Raw genomic sequence first — 16,082 nt, forward strand, 5'->3', positions numbered from 1 at the left:
ACTGCTTCGGAATCCGTTGCGGTGAACGGCATAGACATACGATCCGATGATCACGTTCGGTCATTGCCAGCTTTGTCCGACTTGTTACTTTGGCCACATGGCAATTGAATCGAAGGTGAACAAAGAGGGCGGACCGCGATTCCAAGGTCGTACTTCGAGTGAGCGGTGATACGCCCAGGTGCCCCTGAGACGCCCGGCAACTCCCCGGCGGGGTACGGGAACCGCAGCCCCCGCCCGGAAAGATCTAGGTAACGTTTCGGAACCCGGGACGCCGAAGGGGCCGGACTCCACGAGTCCGACCCCTTCGCTCACCGTCCGTGACGGCCGGCGCGGCTACGCCACCGGCAGCCAGCCCGTCTGGACCATCTGCCCGCTGGTCACGCGGCGTGACACGAAGACGGCGCGGCCCGGCGGCAGCGCCTGCGGCTTGACCGTCCCCAGCAGCGCGCCCTCGTCCCGGTTGCCGGAGAGGATCACGCCCTGGCCGCCGAGCTCGCGCATCCGCTGCAGCACCGGCTCGTACAGCGAGCGGCCGGCGCCGCCCGCGCTGCGGGCCACGATCACCCGCAGGCCGATGTCGCGGGCGAACGGCAGGAACTCGGCCAGCGGGGCCAGCGGGTTGCCCGAGCTCGTCGCGACCAGCTCGTAGTCGTCGACGATCACGAACATGTCCTTGCCGCTGTACCAGCTGCGGTTGCGCAGCTGCTCGGCGGTCACGTCCGGGCCCGGCAGGCGGCGCGAGCAGGCGCCGCGCAGCATGTCCACGATGGCCGCCATGGCCGGCTGCGCGGCCGCGTACTCCACCAGGTACTCCGGCGGCACGGTGCCGAGCAGCGCGCGCCGGTAGTCGCCGACCACGATGCCGGCCTGGTCCGGGGTGTACCGCTCGGTGATCTGCTTGATCAGCATCCGCAGCACCGCCGACTTCCCGGACTCGGTGTCGCCGAAGACGATGAACAGCGGGTCGGTCTCGAAGTTGACGAAGACCGGTGCCAGCTCCGCCTCGTCCACGCCGAAGGCGACGCCGCGCTCCGGGTGCTCGAAGCCCTTCGGCAGCGCGTGGCCGTCCAGGACGGCCGGCAGCATCCGCACCTGCGGGGCGCGCGGGCCGGTCCAGGCCCCGTCGACGGCGGCGACCAGCCCGGCCACGCCGTTCTGGAGGTCCTCCACCGAGGAGGAGCCGTCCAGCCGGGGCAGACCGGACAGGAAGTGCAGCCGCTCCGGGGTGATGCCGCGCCCGGCCAGCGACGGGACGTTCTGCGCCACCCGGCGGTCGACCTCGGACTCCATCGCGTCACCGAGCTTCAGCTCGGTCCGGTTCTGCAGCAGGTCCTTCAGGGCCGGGCGCACCTCGGCGTACCGGGCCGCGGTGATCACCAGGTGCACGCCGTAGCCGAGGCCGCGCTGGGCGATGTCGCCGATCACCGGCTCCAGGCCCTCGAACTCCTGCTTGAAGGTGTTCCAGCCGTCGATCACCAGGAAGACGTCGCCGAAGGCCTCGTCCGGCAGTTGGCCGGCCGCCCGGCGGGCCCGGTAGGTGGCGATGGTGTCGATCCCGGCGGCCCGGAACAGCTCCTCGCGCCGGTTGAGCACCCCGTGCACCTCGGAGACCATCCGGCGCACCTTGTCCACGTCCAGGCGCCCGGCCACCCCGCCGACGTGCGGCAGCCCGCCCAGCGACTGGAAGCTGCCCGCGCCGAAGTCGAGCAGGTAGAACTGCACCTCCAGCGGGGTGTGGGTGAGGCCGAACGAGGCCACCATGGTGCGCACCACGGTCGACTTGCCGGAGCGCGGGCCGCCCACGATCAGACCGTGGCCGGCCGCCCCCGCGTAGTCGACCTCCAGGATGTCCGTCTTCTGCTCGCGCGGCCGGTCGACGATGCCGATCGGCGCCCGCAGCCGGCCCGCCGGGTAGCCGGGCGCGGTCAGCCCGCGCTCCGGCACGACCTGCAGCGGCGGCAGCAGGTGGTCCATGCTCGGCGCCTCCTCCAGCGGCGGCAGCCACACCTGGTGCGCGGCCGGGCCCTGGCCGGCCATCCGCTGGACGAAGACGTCCAGGACGGTGTCCACCAGCGCGTCGTCCTGCTCCGGGGCCTGCGGGACGACCTCCACCTCCACCGGGTCCGGGAGGTCCACGAAGGCGGCGGTGAACTCCACCGGGCGGGTGTCGACCCGTCGCCCGCCGGTCGACCGCTGCTGCCCCGGCGCCCGGTACGGCCCCGAGACGTAGGCGGCCTTGAACCGGTCCATCACGTCCTCGCCGAACTTCAGGTAGCCGACACCCGGCACCGGCGGCAGGTGGTAGGCGTCCGGCACGCCGATCGCCGCCCGGGACTCCGCGGCCGAGAAGGTGCGCAGACCGATCCGGTACGACAGATAGGTGTCCAGGCCGCGCAGCTTGCCCTCCTCCAGGCGCTGCGAGGCCAGCAGCAGGTGCACGCCCAGCGAGCGGCCGATCCGGCCGATCTGGATGAACATCTCGATGAAGTCGGGCTTGGCGCTGAGGAGTTCGGAGAACTCGTCGATGATCAGCACCAGCGAGGGCAGCGGGTCCAGCGCCGCGCCGGCCGCCCGGGCCCGCTCGTACTCGTGGATGTTGGCGTAGTTGCCCGCCGAGCGCAGCAGCTCCTGGCGGCGGTGCAGCTCGCCCTCGATCGCGTCGCGCATGCGGTCGACCAGGGTGAGCTCGCCCTCCAGGTTGGTGATCACCGCGGAGGTGTGCGGCATGTCCGCCATGCCGGAGAAGGTCGCACCGCCCTTGAAGTCGGCGAGGACGAAGTTCAGGATCTCCGAGGAGTGGGTCATCGCCAGCGCCAGCACCAGCGTGCGCAGCAGCTCCGACTTGCCGGAACCGGTCGCGCCGACGCACAGGCCGTGCGGGCCCATGCCCTCCAGCGCGGCCTCCTTGATGTCCAGGTAGACGTGCTCGCCGTTGGCGCCGACACCGATCGGCACCCGCATCCGCTCGTGCTGGGCGCGCGGGCGCCAGCTGCGGGCCACGTCGAAGGAGCCCGGGTCGCCCGAGCTCATCATGTCGGTGAAGTCGAGGTTGGACAGCAGCGGCTCGTCGTCCCCGCCGGCCGAGATCCGGTACGGCGCCAACTGCCGCGCCAGCGCCTCGGACTGCCACACCGAGAGCAGGTCCGGCTTGCCGGTGTACGTCGCGCCGGAGGCCGAGCGGAGCACCAGCTCCTCGGCGTTGACCGTCACCATCAGGTGCCCGCTGGGCTCGTCGACCTCGCCGGGCACCACCTCGATGACCGTCACGCCCTGCACGCCCTCCGGGCTCGCCAGCAGCGAGTCGTGCGGCACCCCGGCGCCGTCCATGACGACCACCAGGTGCGGCTGGTCGGCCGGCGGGGCCACCTCCCGCACGAAGCGCTGGCGGCCGGCCAGCTCGTCCTGGAGCAGGTACTCCAGGTCGCCCAGGTCGGCGGCGAACAGCCGGCGCGAGCCCGCGCCGTCGGCCTCCTTGCGGTGCTGGTTGTGCGGGAGCCACTTGGTCCACTCCCACTCCTCGGCCGCGCCGGGCGCGGCCGCGACCGCCACCATCAGGTCGTCCGGCGAGTGCAGGGTGGTCAGTTGGGCGATCATCGCGCGCACGTTCCCGTACACCGAGTCCGGGTCCCCGCACACCGTGATGTGGTAGAACGCCCGCAGCGAGACCGCCAGCGGCAGGTCCTGGAGGGTGCCGTGGGCCTTCAGGAAGGAGTGCATCGCGGCCGCCGACAGCGGCTCCAGCTCGTCCATCGGCGCGGTCTGCGGCGCCACCAGCGGCGTGGACAGCTGCACCGGCCCGAGGCCCACCCGGATCTGCGCGAAGTCGCCGTCCCCGGTGCGCCGTTCCCACAGCCGGCGGCCGTCCTCGACGATCGACCAGAGCTGGTCCGGGGCCGGGTTCAGGAACAGCAGCGCGCCGCGCTGGCGCTCCGCCGTGCGGCGCACCTGGCGGCGGGTCTGCTGGAGGTACTTCAGGTAGTCGCGCCGCTCGTCCGCCATCGCGGTCGAGCCGCCCTTGCGGGCCCGGACGATCTGCGCCAGCACCATGCCGACCGTCGAGGCGATCATCAGACCGCCCATGATCTTCATGGGTGCGGCGGCCCCCGGCGAGAAGAAGAACACCGCCGATCCGCCCATGCCCAGCATCGGCAGGATGCTCATCAGCCAGTCCTCGCCGCCCTGCCGGGGCAGTTCGGGCGGGCTCACCAGCTCCACCGGTTCGTCCGGCACGGTGGGCGGATACGCCCTGGCCGGTCGCTTGACCGTGATCACACCCATGTGTCATCCACCCCGCGGCGTCGATCGATCACTTCGGCATCAGCCCTCACGTGACTTGCGCACGCTCCGTACGGGAATCCGGTGACTGGGGACGCCCCACCCAGCGCAGCCCCCGTACCTCTGCGCAGGCGCCGATCCTAACGGTCGCCCCCGCACCGCCCGCCAGGGCCCGGTACGCACCGGCACCGGACACGAACCGAACGGGTAGGGTAACGCCGCGCCAACTCGCGGCCCGGTCGGGCCGGTTCCACAGCAACACCGAGCGCCGCCGGGCCTCGGCACCGTCAACAAGGGGGAGCGCCACGTGCGTCGAAGGATCGAGGTGCGGGCATGAGTGAGCGGAGCGAGCTCATCATCGAACACCGCGCAGTGGGCGGAGCGCCTGCCGGGCGAAGCGGGGTGGGAGCGTGAGCACCGCGGCCGCCACCGGCTACTGCCGGGTGACCGTCGTCGCCCCGGACCGCCGGATCGACGTCGCCCTGCCCGAGGACGTCCCGCTCGCGGACGTCTACCCCGAGGTGCTGCGGCTGGCCAACCAGAGCCAGCCCGACGGCACCCCCACCGGCTTCCACCTGGTCCGCCGGGACGGCACGGTGCTCGACAGCGGGCTGCCGCTGGCCGCCCAGCAGGTCCGCGACGGCGACCTGCTGGCGCTGCGCCCCTTCGCCGAGTCGCTCCCGCCGGCCGTCTACGACGACGTCGCCGACGCGATCGCCAGCGCCGTCGAGGCCGACCGCCGGTTCTGGACCGCCGAGCTGATGCGCGGCTTCGGCCTGATCGGCGCCGGGGTGCTGCTCACCCTGCTCGGCTTCGCGCTCTGGTTCTCCGACCTGCGCCACGACATGCACGGCCTGCCCGGCGTGCTGGCCGGCGTCACCGCCGTCGTGCTCACCGCGCTCGCCGGGGTCCGCGCCCGGGTCTACCAGGACGCCCACGCGGCCGTCGCGCTCGGCCTCGGCGCGCTGCCGCACGCCATGATCGGCGGCAGCGGCGTGATCGCCGTCGCCCACCTCGGGGACGGCCCCGGCCGGCTCCAGTTCCTGGTCGGCTGCGTCGCCGCCCTGGTGGTCTCCGTACTGCTGGCCGGCCTGCTGCCGGAGAAGGACGCGGTGTTCGTCGCCGCCGCCCTGGTCTCCACCGCCGGCGCGCTCGCCACCTTCGCGGCCGTCCTGCTCCCGGAGACCCCGGCCGGGCACATCGCCGCCGTCACCGGCGTCGCCGCCGTCGCCGTGGTCGGCTTCCTGCCCAGCCTCTCCGCCCGGTTCGCCCGGCTGCCGGTCGGCTTCAGCGCCCCCGGCCAGACCCGCACCCGCAGCCGCGACTACGACGAGGAGGCCGAGCGCGCCGAGGCCGTCCAGTACGAGCGGATCGCGCACCAGGCCCGCCGCGGGCACGAGGTGCTGGTCGGCCTGGTCGGCGGCTGCGCCGCGGTCGTGGTCGGCGCCTGCGCCGTCCTCGGCTTCACCGACGAGACCTTCCCCGAGGTGCTCGCGCTCGCCCTGGGCCTGACCACCATGCTGCGCGCCCGGCTGTTCCGCTACACCGCGCAGGTGCTCAGCCTCACCGTGGCCGGCCTGCTCGGCCTGAGCCTGCTGATCGTCGGGCTGTCCCTGCACACCCCGCAGTTCTTCCTGCGGGCGGCCGGCTCCACCACCGAGCTCGACCTGCGCACGATCTGGCTGACCGCCTCGATCGCCTTCGGCGCCGCGCTGCTCACCGCGATCGCCCTGGTGGTGCCGCGGCTCGGGGTCTCCCCGTTCTGGGGGCGCATCCTGGACCTGGTGGACAGCCTCACCCTGATCTCGCTCGTCCCGCTGGCGCTCGCCGTCCTGGACGTCTACCGGCTGGTCCGCGGCGCCACCAGCTGACCGCAGGCCCCCCCGGGGCCGCCCGCGGAGGCCCCGGAACCGTCCCCGGAGCCGCCCGCCCGACCGCCGAACGGCCGGGTGGGCGGCACTGGTACGCTTGGCCTTCGAGCGCAGCCGTGTGTCCGCCCCCCGTGGGCCGACGACCGCCGGCCGCGCCCGCGACACCGAGTTCTCGATGAGTCCTGTGTTGTCGACCAGGACCGCTCGGTAGACCCTGAAGGAGTTGCAGTGGCTCTCGCCTCTGACGTCAAGAAGCAGATCTTCGCCGAGTTCGGCCAGAAGGAGGGCGACACCGGTTCCCCCGAGGTCCAGGTGGCCATGCTCTCCCGTCGTATCTCGGACCTGACCGAGCACCTCAAGACCCACAAGCACGACCACCACTCGCGTCGTGGCCTGCTGATCCTGGTCGGCCAGCGCCGCCGCCTGCTGCAGTACCTGGCCAAGAAGGACATCGAGCGCTTCCGTACGCTCGTCGACCGCCTGGGCATCCGCCGCGGTGCCGCCGGTGGCGCCCGCTAAGACCGCCGCTCGGGGGCGGCTCCCCACACCGGGGAGCCGCCCCTCGCGCGTATGCCGCGGCCGTTGAGCCGCGGCGCCCGCAGATAACAACTCGCGCGCACCTCCCCAGGTGGCCGAGGATTGCACCGTAGGGTTGTGGGCATGCCGGGTGATGGCGCACCAGCGCGCCACCCGGGCAGAAGGACCCAACCCCCCGCGGGACGAAGGCTTCAAACGGAAGCCGCCCGCATCCGAGAGAGCGTCCAGACGCGGACCGCCCTTCCGGGCCCGGCAGCCGTGAGGCGCCGGTCCTCGGTAGTGGCCGTCGGAACCCCCGCAGACCGAGCGGGGCACTCCGGAGGCTTCGATCGAAGACCGGCCCGACTGCCGCCCTCCCCGAGGAGGGCCCGGGGCCCACCGCAGGCAGTACGCGGGGACGCTCTCCCGGAGACGTACGAAAGAGGAGATCTTCCAGGTGGAAGAGAACGTGTTCTACGCCGAGGCCGTGATCGACAACGGTTCCTTCGGCACCCGTACCATCCGCTTCGAGACCGGCCGTCTGGCCCGTCAGGCCGCCGGCTCCGCCGTGGCCTACCTGGACGACGACACCATGGTGCTGTCGGCCACCAGCGCGTCCAAGCAGCCGAAGGAGCACTTCGACTTCTTCCCGCTGACCGTGGACGTCGAGGAGCGGATGTACGCCGCGGGCCGCATCCCCGGCTCGTTCTTCCGTCGCGAGGGCCGGCCCTCCGAGGACGCGATCCTCACCTGCCGCCTGATCGACCGCCCGCTGCGCCCGTCCTTCGTCAAGGGCCTGCGCAACGAGGTCCAGGTCGTCGTCACCGTGATGGCGCTCAACCCCGACCACCTGTACGACGTGGTCGCGATCAACGCCGCCTCCGCCTCCACCCAGCTGGCGGGCCTGCCGTTCTCCGGCCCGATCGGTGGCGTCCGCGTCGCGCTGATCAACGGCCAGTGGGTCGCCTTCCCGACCCACAGCGAGCTGGAGTCGGCCGTCTTCGACATGGTCGTCGCCGGTCGCGTCCTGCCGGACGGCGACGTCGCGATCATGATGGTCGAGGCCGAGGCCACCGACAAGACCATCAAGCTCGTCGAGGGCGGCGCCGAGGCGCCGACCGAGGAGATCGTCGCCTCGGGCCTGGACGCCGCGAAGCCGTTCATCAAGGTCCTGTGCGCCGCGCAGGCGCAGCTGGCCGCCCAGGCCGCCAAGCCGACCGGCGAGTTCCCGGTCTTCCTGGACTACCAGGACGACGTCCTCGCCGCGCTGTCCGCCGCCGTCAAGGACGAGCTCGCCCAGGCGCTGACCATCGCCGGCAAGCAGGAGCGCAACAACGAGCTGGACCGCGTCAAGGCGCTGGCCGCCGAGAAGCTGCTGCCCGAGTTCGAGGGCCGCGAGAAGGAGATCAGCGCCGCCTACAACGCGCTGACCAAGAAGGTCGTCCGCGAGCGCGTCATCAAGGACAAGGTCCGCATCGACGGCCGCGGCGTCACCGACATCCGCACCCTGGCCGCCGAGGTCGAGGCCATCCCGCGGGTGCACGGCTCGGCCCTGTTCGAGCGCGGCGAGACCCAGATCCTGGGCGTCACCACGCTGAACATGCTGCGCATGGAGCAGCAGCTGGACACGCTCTCCCCGGAGACGCGCCGCCGCTACATGCACAACTACAACTTCCCGCCGTACTCCGTCGGTGAGACCGGCCGCGTGGGCTCGCCCAAGCGCCGCGAGATCGGCCACGGCGCGCTGGCCGAGCGCGCCCTGCTGCCGGTGCTGCCGACCCGCGAGGAGTTCCCGTACGCCATCCGCCAGGTCTCCGAGGCGCTGAGCTCCAACGGCTCCACCTCGATGGGCTCGGTCTGCGCCTCGACCATGTCGCTGCTGAACGCCGGTGTGCCGCTGAAGGCCGCCGTCGCCGGTATCGCGATGGGCCTGATCTCCCAGGAGATCGACGGCGAGACCCACTACGTCACGCTGACCGACATCCTCGGCGCCGAGGACGCGTACGGCGACATGGACTTCAAGGTCGCCGGTACCCGCAACTTCATCACCGCCCTCCAGCTGGACACCAAGCTGAACGGCATCCCGGCGTCGGTGCTCGCCGCCGCGCTGAAGCAGGCCAAGGACGCCCGCCTGCACATCCTCGACGTGATGAACGAGGCCATCGACTCGCCCGACGAGATGTCCCCGAACGCGCCGCGCATCATCACCATCAAGATCCCGGTGGACAAGATCGGTGAGGTCATCGGCCCCAAGGGCAAGATGATCAACCAGATCCAGGAGGACACCGGCGCCGAGATCACGATCGAGGACGACGGCACCATCTACATCGGTGCCGCCGACGGCCCGGCCGCCGAGGCCGCCCGCACCACGATCAACCAGATCGCCAACCCGACCATGCCGGAGGTCGGCGAGCGCTACCTGGGCACCGTGGTCAAGACCACGACGTTCGGCGCGTTCGTGTCGCTGATGCCGGGCAAGGACGGCCTGCTGCACATCTCGCAGATCCGCAAGCTGGCCGGCGGCAAGCGCGTCGAGAACGTCGAGGACGTCCTCGGCGTCGGCGCCAAGGTCCAGGTCGAGATCGCCGAGATCGACCCGCGCGGCAAGCTCTCCCTGATCCCGGTCATCGAGGGCGAGGAGGGCGGCGAGGCCGCTTCCGAGTGAAGCGCCGCTAGCTGACCCCCGCGGCCCGTACGCCTCACGGCGTGCGGGCCGCACCCCGTTGTCCACGCGTTCGTCCGTACGTGCCCATCCGCACGTGCGTTTCCTCTGGAGGTACCCCCCGTGGCGCAGGCCCCGGCGGTAACGCAGCGTCCCGGCACGACCCGGACCCTGCTCAAGGGCGTCGACGGCGCCGGCACGGTGCGCCGCACCGTGCTCCCCGGCGGCCTTCGGGTCGTCACCGAGACCCTGCCGACGGTGCGCTCCGCGACCTTCGGCATCTGGGTCGGCGTCGGCTCGCGGGACGAGACCCCGCAGCTCAACGGCGCCACCCACTACCTGGAGCACCTGCTCTTCAAGGGCACCGAGCGGCGCAGCGCGCTGGACATCTCGGCGGCCCTGGACGCGGTCGGCGGCGAGATGAACGCCTTCACCGCGAAGGAGAACACCTGCTACTACGCCCGGGTCCTGGACACCGACCTGCCGCTGGCCATCGACGTGGTCTGCGACATGCTCACCGGCTCGCTGATCCGCACCGAGGACGTGGAGTCCGAGCGCGGCGTCATCCTCGAGGAGATGGCGATGGCCGAGGACGACCCGGGCGACGTGGTGCACGACCTGTTCGCCAAGGTGATCTTCGGCAGCGGCCCGCTCGGCCGCCCGATCCTCGGCACCCAGGAGACCATCAGGACGCTCACCCGGGACCAGATCGCCGGCTTCTACCGCCGCCGCTACCGGCCCGAGCAGCTGGTCGTCGCCGCGGCCGGCAACCTCGACCACCGCAAGGTGGTCAAGCAGGTCGAGCAGGCCTTCGCGCCGCTGCTGGCGGCGTCCACCGCGGCGCCGGCCGAGGCCCGCCGCGGCGTCAAGGCGCTGCGCACGGCCGGCCGGGTCGAGGTGCTCAACCGCTCCACCGAGCAGGCCCACCTGGTGCTGGGCGTGCCCGGGGTGCCCCGGCACGACGAGCGCCGCTGGGCGATGGGCGTGCTCAACGCGGCCCTCGGCGGCGGGATGAGCTCCCGGCTGTTCCAGGAGGTCCGCGAGAAGCGGGGCCTGGCGTACTCGGTCTACTCGTACTCCTCGTCCTACGCGGACAGCGGCCTGTTCGGCATCTACGCCGGCTGCCAGCCCAAGCGGGTCGAGGAGGTGCTGCGGATCTGCCGCGCCGAGCTGGCCAAGGTGGTCGAGGAGGGCATCACCGAGGAGGAGCTGGGCCGGGCGATCGGCCAGATCTCCGGCTCCACCGTGCTCGGCATGGAGGACACCGGCTCGCTGATGAACCGGATCGGCAAGGCCGAGCTCAGCTACGGGCACCACCTGTCGGTGAACGAGATGCTGGAGCGCATCGCAGCGGTGACCCTGGAGGACGTCCACGCGGTGGCCCGTGATGTGCTGGGCGCGTACCGGCCGTCGCTCGCCCTGATCGGCCCGGTCAACGACAAGCGGGCCGCCAAGCTCGCCGATCTGCTGGTCTGATCCGCTTTTCCGGATCCGCTGAATCCCAGGTGAGAGGAACTTTTGCCATGACGCTGCGTGTCGCCGTGATCGGCGCCAGGGGACGGATCGGCTCCGAGGCGGTCAAGGCCGTGGAGGCCGCGCCGGACCTGGAGCTGGTCGCCACCCTCGGCCGCGGGTCGGACCTGGAGGAGCTGACCGAGGCCGGCGCCCAGGCGGTCGTCGAGCTGACCCACCCCGACTCGGTGATGGGCAACCTGGACTTCTGCCTGCACCACGGCATCCACGTGGTCACCGGCACCACCGGCTGGACGGACGAGCGGCTCGCCACCGTCCGCGGCTGGCTGGACGAGGCCCCGGAGCTCGGCCTGCTGATCGCGCCGAACTTCTCCATCGGCGCCATCCTCGGCATGAAGTTCTCCCAGATCGCCGCCCGGTACTTCGAGTCGGTCGAGGTGGTCGAGCTGCACCACGACCGCAAGGCCGACGCCCCCAGCGGGACGGCCACCCGCACCGCCCAGCTGATCGCCGCCGCCCGGGCCGAGGCCGGCCGGCCGCCGCAGCAGGACCCGACCACCCACAGCCTGCCCGGCGCGCGCGGCGCCGACGTGGACGGGGTGCCGGTGCACGCGGTGCGGCTGCGCGGCCTGCTCGCGCACCAGCAGGTGATGTTCGGCGACACCGGCGAGACGCTCACCATCCGGCACGACTCGCTGCACCACAGCAGCTTCATGCCGGGCATCCTGCTGGGCGTGCGCAAGGTCGTCGGGACGCCGGGGCTGACCTTCGGCCTCGAACACTTCCTGGACCTGTGACAGTGTCGAACCAGACCGTGCCGTACCAGAGCACGCCGAACCGGACCGTACCGATCCCCGGAGGGGCCCGATGACCTCCCGCACCGGTTTCTTCGTCCTGTCCGGCGTGCTGCTGCTGGTCGCCCTGGTCTGCGTGGGCGAGGGCGTCCAGCTGATCGCCACCGGCAAGCCGCTCGGCATCGGCATCGGGGTCTGCGCCTTCGTGATCCCGGTGATCGGGGTCTGGTTCCTGCGCCAGACCGTCCGCTTCGGCCGGGACAGCGAGCGGCTGGCCCGCGAGCTGGAGGCCGAGGGCGGCCTGCCGGTGGACGAGCTGGAGCGCAGCAAGGGCGGGCGGATCGACCGGGCCTCGGCCGACGCGGTGTTCGCCCGCCGCCAGGCCGAGGCACAGGACGCGCCGGGCGACTGGCGGGTCTGGTTCCGCCTCGCCGTGGCCTACGCCGACGCCGGCGACACCCCGCGCGCCCGCAAGACCATGCAGCACGCCATCAAGCTGCACAGCACCGAACCCGCAAGGAGTAACGCGTGAGCGACGAACCGACGGCCCCCAGCTTCCGCAGCGACGTGACGGTGGAGCTGGTCCGCAGCGCCGCCGCCGACTCGGACGTCATCTGGGCGGCCCGGGTCTCGACCGCGGGCGAGCAGTCCCTGGAGGCCCTCCAGCAGGACCCGGAGAAGTCCAAGGGCCTGATCAACTTCCTGATGCGCGACCGGCACGGCACGCCCTTCGAGCACAACTCGATGACCTTCTTCATCAGCGCGCCGATCTTCGTGTTCCGGGAGTTCCACCGGCACCGCAGCGGCTGGTCGTACAACGAGGAGTCCGGCCGCTACCGCGAGCTCCAGCCGGTCTTCTACGTCCCGGGCGAGGAGCGCAAGCTGGTCCAGGAGGGCCGCCCCGGCAAGTACGAGTTCCACGAGGGCACGCCGGAGCAGCACCGGACCACGACCGCGGCGATGGAGGCCGCGTACGTCGAGTCCTACGCCCGCTACCAGGAGATGCTGGCCGCCGGGGTGGCCCGCGAGGTGGCCCGCGCGGTGCTGCCGGTGGGCCTGTTCTCCTCGATGTACGCGACCTGCAACTCGCGTTCGCTGATGCACTTCCTGTCGCTGCGCACCCGGCGGGAGAACTCGGCGGTGCCGTCCTTCCCGCAGCGCGAGATCGAGATGGTCGCGGAGCAGATGGAGGAGCAGTGGGCCCGGCTCATGCCGCTCACCCATGCGGCCTTCGAGAAGCACGGCCGGGTCGCCCCCTGACCTGGGACGACAGGCATACGGGCAGAGTGTCTGGCATGTCTGGATTGCGGCTTTTCTAGCCGCTCCCTACATTCGTGAACACGGATTCCGGTGCTGCCCGAACCCCCGAGCGGGCAGCACCGGAATCCCACGTCCGCGCCACCGACGCGCTGCACCTGTCCGAACACCGGACCGGCATGGGTACCGCCCCACCGCCTACGAGTAGCTTTGGACGCATGGCTCCGACCTCCACCCCCCAGACGCCGTTCGGCCGGGTCCTGACCGCCATGGTCACCCCGTTCACCGCCGACGGCGCGCTCGACCTCGACGGCGCCCAGCGCCTCGCCACGCACCTCGTGGACTCCGGCAACGACGGCCTCGTCGTCAACGGCACCACCGGTGAGTCCCCGACCACCAGCGACGCCGAGAAGGCCCAGCTGGTCCGCGCCGTGGTCGAGGCGGTCGGGGACCGCGCCCACGTGGTGGCCGGCGTCGGCACCAACGACACCCACCACAGCGTGGAGCTGGCCCGCCAGGCCGAGGCGGCCGGGGCGCACGGCCTGCTGGTCGTCACGCCGTACTACAACAAGCCCCCGCAGGAGGGCCTGTACCGGCACTTCACCGAGGTCGCCGATGCCACCGGCCTGCCGGTCATGGCGTACGACATCCCGGGCCGCAGCGGGGTCGCGCTGAGCCACGAGACGCTGGTCCGCCTCGGCGAGCACCCGCGGATCGTCGCCAACAAGGACGCCAAGGGCGACCTCGGCGCCGCGGCCTGGGCCATCGCCCGCGCCGACCTCGCCTGGTACTCCGGCGACGACATCCTCAACCTGCCGCTGCTGTCCGTCGGAGCCGTCGGCGTGGTCAGCGTCGTCGGGCACGTGGTGGCGGCGGACCTGCGGGCGATGGTCGAGGCCTTCCTGGCGGGCGATGTGGTCAAGGCCACGAGCATCCACCAGCGCCTGCTGCCGGTGTTCAGCGGTATGTTCCGCACCCAGGGTGTGATCCTCGCCAAGGCCGCGCTGGAACTCCAGGGCCTGCCGGCCGGCCCGCTGCGACTCCCGCTGGTCGGAGCGACGCCCGAGGAGATCGAGCGGTTGAAGCAGGATCTCGCCTCCGGCGGGGTACACCTTTAGCAGACACGGACGTGCGCGCCCCCGGCTCGCCGGACCTCCCCGGGTCCGCCGCTGGACCGGACCGTAGGCGCGAGAGCACAGACCCAGTAGGAAAACGACACTGAGAACGCGCGCCATATGTCTCCAGGGGGAGGACCCCGGACATATGGCGCGCGTCGTGAGGAGAGTCTTTTGAGCCACCCGCACCCCGAGCTCGGCGCGCCCCCGGCACTGAAGGAGGGCGCCCTCCGTATCACTCCGCTCGGCGGCCTCGGCGAGATCGGCCGCAACATGACGGTCCTCGAGTACGGCGACCGCATCCTGATCATCGACTGCGGCGTCCTCTTCCCCGAGGACGAGCAGCCCGGCGTGGACCTGATCCTCCCGGACTTCAGCTACATCCGGGACCGTCTCGACAAGGTCGACGGCATCGTCCTCACCCACGGGCACGAGGACCACATCGGCGCCGTCCCCTTCCTCCTGCGGGAGAACCCGGACATCCCGCTGATCGGCTCCAAGCTGACCCTCGCCCTGATCGAGGCCAAGCTCGCCGAACACCGCATCCGGCCGTACGTGCTGGAGGTCAAGGAGGGCGAGCGCGAGCGCATCGGCCCCTTCGACTGCGAGTTCATCGCCGTCAACCACTCCATCCCGGACGCCCTGGCGGTCGCGGTCCGCACCCCCGCCGGCATGGTCGTGGCCACCGGTGACTTCAAGATGGACCAGCTCCCGCTGGACGGTCGCCTGACCGACCTGCCGACCTTCGCCAAGCTGGCGGAGGAGGGCATGGACCTGCTGCTGGTGGACTCCACCAACGCCGAGGTCCCCGGCTTCATCCCGCACGAGCGGGACATCTCGGCGGCGCTGCGCAACGTCTTCGCGAACGCCGACAAGCGCATCATCGTGGCCTCCTTCGCGAGCCACGTGCACCGCATCCAGCAGGTGCTGGACGCCGCGCACGAGTACAAGCGCAAGGTCGCCTTCGTCGGCCGCTCGATGGTCCGCAACATGGGCATCGCCCGCGACCTCGGCTATCTGAAGGTCCCCGGCAACATGGTCGTGGACGTCAAGCAGCTGGACGACCTGCCGGACAAGGAGGTCGTGCTGATCTGCACCGGTTCGCAGGGCGAGCCGATGGCGGCGCTGTCCCGGATGGCCAACCGCGACCACCAGATCCGCATCGTCGAGGGCGACACCGTCGTCCTGGCCTCCTCGCTCATCCCGGGCAACGAGAACGCGGTCTACCGGGTGATCAACGGCCTGACCCGCTGGGGCGCCAAGGTCGTGCACAAGGGCAACGCCAAGGTGCACGTCTCCGGCCACGCCTCGGCCGGCGAGCTGCTCTACTTCTTCAACATCTGCAAGCCGCGCAACCTGATGCCGGTCCACGGCGAGTGGCGCCACCTGCGCGCGGCCGCCGAGCTGGGCATCGCCACCGGGGTGCCGCGCAACCGCGTGGTCATCGCGGAGGACGGCGTCTGCGTCGACCTGGAGAAGGGCGTCGCCCGGATCGTCGGCAAGGTGCAGGCCGGGTACGTCTACGTGGACGGCTCCTCGGTCGGCGACATCACCGAGGCCTCGCTCAAGGACCGCAGGATCCTCGGCGAGGAGGGCTTCATCTCGGTCTTCGTCGCGGTCGACTCGACCAACGGCAAGATCGTCGGTGGCCCGACCATCCAGGCCCGCGGCTCCGGCATCGACGACAACGCCTTCGGCCCGGTCGTCGCCAAGCTCCAGGAGGGCCTGGACCGCTCGGCGAGCGACGGCGTGCTGGAGCCCCGCCAGGTGCAGCAGCTGGTCCGCCGGACCATCGGCAAGTGGGTCGCGGACAACTACCGCCGCCGGCCGATGATCCTGCCGGTCGTCGTCGAGGTCTGAGGCTCGCTCAAGACCGGCTGAGGCCGGTTTGACGTGGGGCGACCCGGTGCGTAATGTTCTCCGGGTTGCCCCACGGGACGGCCCCTCGGAAACGGGCTCGAATTCGGATTCGAATTCGAGAACGACCGGGGAAAACGGACCGAAAGACTCTGATAGAGTTCGGGAGCGCCGAAAGGCGAAAGCAAATCGGATGAATGAAACTCCGGAAAACGGAGCGGAAAACATCTGATAAGCTGGAAACACGAAAGAACGAAGCCCG

Annotated in this window: 10 protein-coding genes; 9 read left to right on the plus strand and 1 reads right to left on the minus strand. The window is 71.3% G+C overall.

From position 1 onward, the window contains the following. Nucleotides 1-333: 333 nt before the first annotated feature. A complete protein-coding gene (gene eccCa, locus AMK13_RS39825) occupies nt 334-4,278 on the minus strand; it encodes a type VII secretion protein EccCa (protein ID WP_074006411.1) in 3,945 nt (1,314 codons plus the stop codon). Between the two features lie 407 nt (nt 4,279-4,685). On the opposite strand from eccCa, the gene eccD reads away from it, so the two are divergent. From eccD to AMK13_RS39870, 9 genes are all read left to right on the plus strand, one after another. Further along, nucleotides 4,686-6,146 (plus strand): type VII secretion integral membrane protein EccD, encoded by a 1,461-nt coding sequence (eccD, locus tag AMK13_RS39830; RefSeq protein WP_049651682.1) that lies wholly within the window; start codon nt 4,686-4,688, stop codon nt 6,144-6,146. A gap of 228 nt (nt 6,147-6,374) precedes the next feature. Beyond that, on the plus strand, nt 6,375-6,665 hold the full coding sequence (gene rpsO / locus AMK13_RS39835; protein ID WP_031072625.1) for a 30S ribosomal protein S15: 291 nt from the start codon (nt 6,375-6,377) through the stop codon (nt 6,663-6,665). Between the two features lie 454 nt (nt 6,666-7,119). Continuing rightward, the gene (locus tag AMK13_RS39840) at nt 7,120-9,327 is read left to right on the plus strand and encodes a polyribonucleotide nucleotidyltransferase (RefSeq protein WP_074006412.1); all 2,208 of its coding nucleotides are present in this window, start codon (nt 7,120-7,122) and stop codon (nt 9,325-9,327) included. A 120-nt stretch (nt 9,328-9,447) separates the two neighbouring features. Further along, nucleotides 9,448-10,800 (plus strand): M16 family metallopeptidase, encoded by a 1,353-nt coding sequence (locus AMK13_RS39845; RefSeq protein WP_234348371.1) that lies wholly within the window; start codon nt 9,448-9,450, stop codon nt 10,798-10,800. Nucleotides 10,801-10,847: 47 nt separating this feature from the next. Continuing rightward, nucleotides 10,848-11,594 carry a 4-hydroxy-tetrahydrodipicolinate reductase gene (dapB, locus tag AMK13_RS39850; protein ID WP_074006413.1) on the plus strand — a complete coding sequence of 249 codons (747 nt, stop codon included), beginning with the start codon at nt 10,848-10,850 and terminating at the stop codon, nt 11,592-11,594. Between the two features lie 70 nt (nt 11,595-11,664). After that, nucleotides 11,665-12,123, plus strand: a complete 459-nt coding sequence (locus AMK13_RS39855; protein WP_049651678.1) for a tetratricopeptide repeat protein — start codon at nt 11,665-11,667, stop codon at nt 12,121-12,123. Further along, nucleotides 12,120-12,851, plus strand: coding sequence for an FAD-dependent thymidylate synthase (gene thyX / locus AMK13_RS39860; protein ID WP_049651677.1), 732 nt, complete (start codon nt 12,120-12,122; stop codon nt 12,849-12,851). The genes AMK13_RS39855 and thyX overlap by 4 nt, the downstream gene beginning before the upstream one ends. Nucleotides 12,852-13,066: 215 nt before the next feature. Then, nucleotides 13,067-13,966 (plus strand): 4-hydroxy-tetrahydrodipicolinate synthase, encoded by a 900-nt coding sequence (gene dapA, locus AMK13_RS39865; protein WP_049651676.1) that lies wholly within the window; start codon nt 13,067-13,069, stop codon nt 13,964-13,966. A gap of 171 nt (nt 13,967-14,137) precedes the next feature. Beyond that, nucleotides 14,138-15,823 (plus strand): ribonuclease J, encoded by a 1,686-nt coding sequence (locus AMK13_RS39870; RefSeq protein ID WP_049651675.1) that lies wholly within the window; start codon nt 14,138-14,140, stop codon nt 15,821-15,823. The last annotated feature ends 259 nt before the right edge of the window (nt 15,824-16,082 follow it).

It is taken from the genome of Streptomyces sp. CB02056 (assembly GCF_001905545.1).
In the GTDB taxonomy this organism is placed as follows: Bacteria; Actinomycetota; Actinomycetes; order Streptomycetales; family Streptomycetaceae; genus Kitasatospora.

What these genes read in the sequence shown, in the direction of transcription:
- dapA (WP_049651676.1), top strand. Translation starts at nt 13,067, where the DNA reads ATGGCTCCGACCTCCACCCCCCAGACGCCGTTCGGCCGGGTCCTGACC.
- AMK13_RS39855 (WP_049651678.1), top strand. Translation starts at nt 11,665, where the DNA reads ATGACCTCCCGCACCGGTTTCTTCGTCCTGTCCGGCGTGCTGCTGCTG.
- dapB (WP_074006413.1), top strand. Translation starts at nt 10,848, where the DNA reads ATGACGCTGCGTGTCGCCGTGATCGGCGCCAGGGGACGGATCGGCTCC.
- eccCa (WP_074006411.1), bottom strand. Translation starts at nt 4,278, where the DNA reads ATGGGTGTGATCACGGTCAAGCGACCGGCCAGGGCGTATCCGCCCACC.